The organism is Corallococcus exercitus (assembly GCF_003611585.1).
GTDB classification, from domain to species: Bacteria; Myxococcota; Myxococcia; order Myxococcales; family Myxococcaceae; genus Corallococcus; species Corallococcus exercitus.
Genome location: NZ_RAVW01000556.1, coordinates 1 through 5,326, shown reverse-complemented (window position 1 = coordinate 5,326; position 5,326 = coordinate 1). Strand labels below are relative to the sequence as shown.

Below are 5,326 nucleotides of genomic sequence, written 5' to 3'. Positions count from 1 at the left end.
AGGGGTCACACCCGTTCCCATCCCGAACACGGAAGTTAAGCCCTCCAGAGCCGATGGTACTCCGCGGGAAACCGCGTGGGAGAGTAGGTCGCTGCCGGATTCTTTTTGAAAGCCCCTGTCGCCGCAAAGGCGACAGGGGCTTTGTCTTTGCGGGCTTCGGTACTGCCCGCTGGCCCCCTCTGGCTTGAGTGCTGATCGGCGCTCGCTGATGGCTGCCTTTGCGAATCAGCCCAGCAGGCGGACCGCGAGAAAGACGGGCAGGGCGACGTAGTAGAGCGCCCGGCAGCTCCATTCAGCGCCGATGCGGACGTTGCGTGCCCAGCGCGGGCCCAGCCAGGCGGCGCTGAAACACAGTGCTTCCGCGAGGGCCCTCCAGAAGCAGCCAAATAACAACAGCGCGAGGAACACAGGCAGCCAGGTTCGCACGAAGGACATGAGGTACGCCGTCCATCCGTACATCTGGAGCTCTCCGAACGGACCTCCGAAGGAGATGTACTGGTGCGCCCGGAAGAAGATGCCCGCGAGCACTCCGGGTACCAGGCCGTACTTCAATGCCTGGTCGTACCAACGCCTACGCCACTTCTCGCTTCGGGCCTGCGCATACCTCACCCGCGGATCGTTCAGCGCTTCTCCCCGGGTTCCCATCGCCGCGAGCAGCGGCATGGGCGCCTGGATCTCCAGGCCATGGTCGAAGGCCCGCCCTGTGCGCAGCCGCAGCGTGAGGCCCGGGCCCGGAATGGGCAGACGCCACGGGCGGATGGACTCCAGGGCTTCGAATGGAATCTCGAAGTGCGCTCCCCCTTGCTGGGTGAGCACCAGTCCCTCTGGGCGCACCGTGACCGTGGCCCTGGTGCCCAGGCGCAGCAGGCGCAGCGCGATGAGCGGCAACACGCCTCCGACCGCCAGGCCCGCCGCCAGTGGCTCGGGGAGCAGCGACTGCGTGCCCGCGAGCACGTCCTTGAAGAGCAGCGCGGTGAAGTAGCAAAGCGTGCCCAGCACCATGGCGTGCAGGAGCGCTCCTACTGCGCGCAGCCGAGGCGTGAAGGCGTGGACGGGGAAGGGGCCGGACGCGTCGACGGTCATGGTAGGGGCATGGCCGCGCGCGCATTGCCTCGCTGCGAGCGGCTTCCGTAGCATACGCACCCTGGAGGCCCCCCGAGAACATGCGTTCCCCGCAGCCTGGCCCTGAGCGTCGCACCAATTCCGATGGCGTGACGCGGGTGACGCCCTCGCGCGAGGCCCCTGGCGGCGTGGGTCCCTGGCTCATCGGTGGGGCCCTGGCCATCACCGGTCTGTGCGTGGGGCTCTGTCTCTGGTGGCTCTCCCGCCCCGTTCCCGTGGAGGACCTGCCTCCCATCGTGGTGGCCTCGCGCCCCGCACCGGCGGCTCCCTCCCTGGAGCCGACGCGTCCCTCTGTGCGCCCTGCCGCAGTCCCTGTCGCCGCGCCCACGCCCGTGGAGGAGCCCGCTCCCATGCCCGTTGATGAGCCGCCCCCTCCGGAGGGCAAGAGCGGGACGGCCCTGTACCAGCGCGGCACCAAGCCATTGAAGCGGGGGCTCGTCGTGCCCGACGACTTCGAGCTGCCCCCTGGCTTCATGCGCCACTACCAGACGACGGATAACGGCCAGCCGCTCGCCGCCATCCTGATGTTCCATCCCGACTTCACGCCAAAGGACGCCAACGGGCAGCCCATCCCCATCCCCGAGAACCGAGTGGTGCCCGAGGAGCTGGCGCCCCCCGGCTTGCCTCATCGGCTGCTGGAGATTCCTGTCGAGGATGGGGACTCGCAGTGACGTCTGTGAAGGGGTGGGCCGGGGCGCTCCTGGGCGTCGCGGCGACCACCGTGCTGTTCGCGGCGTTCGGACAGCTTCAGCCGGGTTGGGTGTGGCTGGGCGCGGTGGCCATGGCGCCGTGGCTGGCGGCGGTGGATCGGGCTCCGTCCGCTCGGGGTGCCATGGGCCTGGGAGTCCTGCTGTCGGTGACGTTCACCGCGGCGGTGTTCGGCTGGTTCCCGGGCGCCATCGCGGCGTACTCGCGTGCGCCGGTGTGGCTGTGCTGGGGCGTGTTCCTGCTCATCGCTCCCGTGCTGGAGCTCCAGTTCCTCACCGCTGCCTGGGTGCGGTGGTACTCGCGCCGGCAGGTGGAGGAGGCGCCGCGTCTTGCTTGGGTGCCGCCCGTGCTCACCGCGCTCGCGTACGTGGGCACCGAGTGGTTCACGCCCAAGCTGTTCGCCGAGACGCTGGGGCACGGGCTCTATGCCTCGGAGACGCTGCGCCAGGGCGCGGACGTGGCCGGCGCTCCGGGCCTTACGCTGGTCCTGCTGCTCGTCAACGAGTGTGTCGTCTCGGTGGCGCAGGGGCTGGCCTCCCGGCGGGCCTTGCGGCTGGGACCGGTGGTCCTGGCGGCCGTGCTGGCTGTGTCTGGCTGGGGCTACGGACGGGTGCGGCTTGGACAGGTGCGTGCGGCGGTGCGCTCGGCTCCGTCGCTGGTGGTGGGCGCGGTGCAGGCGAACATCACCAACATCGAGAAGCTGGCCGCGGAGCAGGGGACTTACGAGGTCGTTCGCAACATCCTGGATACGCATTACGCGATGTCGGATGCATTGCTGCGCTCGGCGCCGCTGGACCTGCTGGTGTGGCCGGAGACGGTGTATCCGACGACGTTCGGGACTCCGAAGAGCGAGGACGGCGGCGCTCTGGATGATGAAATTCGTGCGTGGGTCGCGGAGCGTGGTGTGCCATTGGTGTTCGGCACGTATGACCTGGACGGCGAACGCGAGTTCAACGCCGCCATGTTCCTGGGGCCCTCCGCGACGGGCGAGCTGGCGCAGGCCGCCTACCGCAAGACGATGCTGTTCCCCCTCACGGAGTGGGTTCCGGACGCGGTGGATACGCCTGCGCTCCGCGCCTGGCTGCCTTGGACCGGCCGATGGAAGCGCGGTCCTGGTCCCCGGCTGGTGGACTTCCGGCTGAACGGCGGCCGTGTGCTCAAGGTTGCTCCACTCATCTGCTACGAGGCGCTCTTTCCCAACTACGTCGCGGCGGAGGTGCGCCAGGGGGCGGACCTGCTCCTCACGCTGTCGAATGACTCGTGGTTCTCCGGCACTCCCGCGCCCCGGTTGCACCTGATGCATGCGGCCTTCCGCAGCATCGAGACGCGCACGGCTCAGGTGCGGGTGACCAACTCAGGCATCTCCGCGTTCATTGATCCCGCAGGTAAATGGACCTCCGAGCTGGAGGACAACCAGCGCGCCAGCACCGTGATGCGTGTGCCTGCGGCGGATCGGCTGAGCTCGCTCGCGGGGGCGTGGGGTGACTGGTTGGGGCCCGTGACGCTCGTGCTGGCCATGGTGCTGGGTGTGTGGATCCGGCGTCGCGGTTTGGAACGGTCGGGGCGCGTCCCGGTGTGACGGATGCTCAGGCTGATTCTGCTTGCGAAGCAGGGAACTGGGCGTCTGCCTTTGGCTTCTGCGCGATGACCTGTCTCTCTCTTCGCAGGTGCGTCAGCCGGCACACCTGGACCCAGGCTCAGAGGAAGGCGAAGCGGCCGTACTCGTAGGGGGCCCGGCGCTCGCGGCAAAGGTTCACCGAGAACTGCGGCAAGTATTGCGGGTCGCACCATCGGGTGCCCCGTTCCGGGGGGCAATCCCGCTCGGGACGCAGGTCGTGCGGGTCAGGGCTTCGGTGCTCGCTTCGCCAGGCCGAGCGCTCCCAGGGCGAGCAGTGCGGCGATGGCGACTCCCAGGGCCATGGGCCTGGCCGTGCCGTCGTGGCTCGCGCTTACCGCCGCGGAGGCTCCGGCCGCCAGCATGAACTGGAGTGCTCCCAGCACTGCCGAGGCGATGCCTGCCTGCTTCGCGTGCTGCTCCATCGCCAGCGCCGTCGCGTTGGGCGTGATGGCTCCCAGGCTGGAGACGAAGACAAACAGCGACAGCGCGATGCCCCACAGCCCTCCGAAGCCCGTCGACGCCACCGTCACCAGCGCCAGCCCCGCGAGCGCGGCGATGCGCACCGCCTGCTTCAACACCTGCTCCGGTGAGGAGCGCGCCAGGAGCCAGTGGTTGAGCTGCGACACCGCCACGAGCCCCGCCGCGTTCGCTCCGAAGAACCAGCCGAAGTGCTCCGGCTTCACGCCGTGCAGCGTGATGAACACGAAGGGCGAGCCGCTGATGTACGCGAACATCCCTGCCTGCGAGAGCCCCGCCGCCAGCGCGGGCCCCAGGAAGTCTGGCGCCTTCGTGATGCTCCACATGGCCTGGAAGGGGCTGGACCGGGGCGCTCCGCCGCTCGGCGGTGCGGTCTCCGGCAGGATGGCGAAGGCCGCTCCCAGCGCGATGACACCGATGACCGCGTGGCTTCCGAAGATGGCTCGCCAGCCCGCGGCTCTCAGCACCCAGCCGCCCAGCAGCGGTGCAAGAACGGGAGCGAGGCCCATCACCAGCACCAGGCGCGACATCATGCGCGCCGCCGCTGCCCCCGAGTGCAGGTCCCTCACGACGGCTCGCGAGGTCACCATTCCCACCGAACCGCCCAGCGCCTGCACGAACCGGCAGGCCGCGAGCACCTCCGCCGAGGGCGCGGTCGCGCAGCCGATGGAGCCCAGCACGTACAGCAGCAGGCCCGCGTAGAGCGGCTTCGTACGGCCGAACCGATCGCTCACCGGACCGGAGAGGAGCTGCCCTACCGCGAGCCCCGCGAAGAACGTGGCCAGGGTTCGCTCCACTTCGCCGGCGGTCGCGTGCAGCGACTCGCCGATGGAGGGGAACGCCGGCAGGTACATGTCGATGGACAGCGGCCCGAAGCCGATGAGCGCTCCCAGGAGGATGATCAGCCCGGGGCCCTCCGTGGAACGGGACAGCTTGGGCGTGGCGGTCGTCATCCTGGCTTCCTCTTCAGCGGCTTCTTCCGGGCTCGTGCCGGCGCTTCTCGTGGCGGCAGCAGCACCCGGATGAGCTGGCGCAGCACGGCTTCGTCCTCGCCCGGGGCGTAGGTGGCTCCTCCCACGTGGGCGTTGAAGCAGCGCGCCTCCAGGGCTCCACAGAGCGCTTCCGCGATGGCCTTGGGCTCGGCCAGGTCCACCCTTCCGGCACGCTTCGCCCGGGTGAGCCACTTCGTCAGGCCCTCTCGCAGCGCGACAGGAGGAGGCGTCTCCAACTGCATGGCCCTGGCTCCGCCGAGCCCCGAGTAGTGCAACACGAACAGCCAGGGCACCAACTGGCGCAGGAAGTCCCGGTGGTGCAGGAGCGCTTCCAGGAGCTGGGCCTCGAGGGACGCGTCTGCTCTCGGCCCTGGCTCCAGGAGTGCCAGGGCGGTGGGGGGCACGGGGC

Annotated in this window: 5 protein-coding genes and 1 rRNA gene; 3 read left to right on the top strand and 3 right to left on the bottom strand. The window is 69.5% G+C overall.

Features of this window, described 5'->3' with window-relative positions:
* Positions 1-100 (top strand): 5S ribosomal RNA (gene rrf / locus D7W79_RS38405); the annotation flags it as partial.
* Positions 101-225: 125 nt separating this feature from the next.
* Here the strand turns inward: rrf and D7W79_RS38400 are convergent.
* Positions 226-1,083 (bottom strand): hypothetical protein, encoded by an 858-nt coding sequence (locus tag D7W79_RS38400; RefSeq protein ID WP_120530213.1) that lies wholly within the window; start codon positions 1,081-1,083, stop codon positions 226-228.
* Positions 1,084-1,211: 128 nt separating this feature from the next.
* On the opposite strand from D7W79_RS38400, the gene D7W79_RS38395 reads away from it, so the two are divergent.
* Together D7W79_RS38395 and lnt are read left to right on the top strand one after the other, a co-directional pair.
* Entirely contained in the window at positions 1,212-1,793 is a 582-nt protein-coding gene (locus D7W79_RS38395) for a hypothetical protein (RefSeq protein ID WP_244222206.1), read from the top strand.
* A complete protein-coding gene (lnt, locus tag D7W79_RS38390) occupies positions 1,790-3,409 on the top strand; it encodes an apolipoprotein N-acyltransferase (protein ID WP_120530211.1) in 1,620 nt (539 codons plus the stop codon). Before D7W79_RS38395 ends, lnt begins: the two co-directional genes overlap by 4 nt.
* 263 nt (positions 3,410-3,672) lie before the next feature.
* Here lnt and D7W79_RS38385 read toward each other — a convergent pair whose 3' ends face one another.
* Positions 3,673-4,878, bottom strand: coding sequence for a multidrug effflux MFS transporter (locus D7W79_RS38385; RefSeq protein ID WP_120530210.1), 1,206 nt, complete (start codon positions 4,876-4,878; stop codon positions 3,673-3,675).
* Positions 4,875-5,326 (bottom strand): hypothetical protein (locus D7W79_RS44070; RefSeq protein ID WP_158617157.1); only part of this gene is annotated, 452 nt, incomplete at its 5' end. The genes D7W79_RS38385 and D7W79_RS44070, both read right to left, overlap by 4 nt.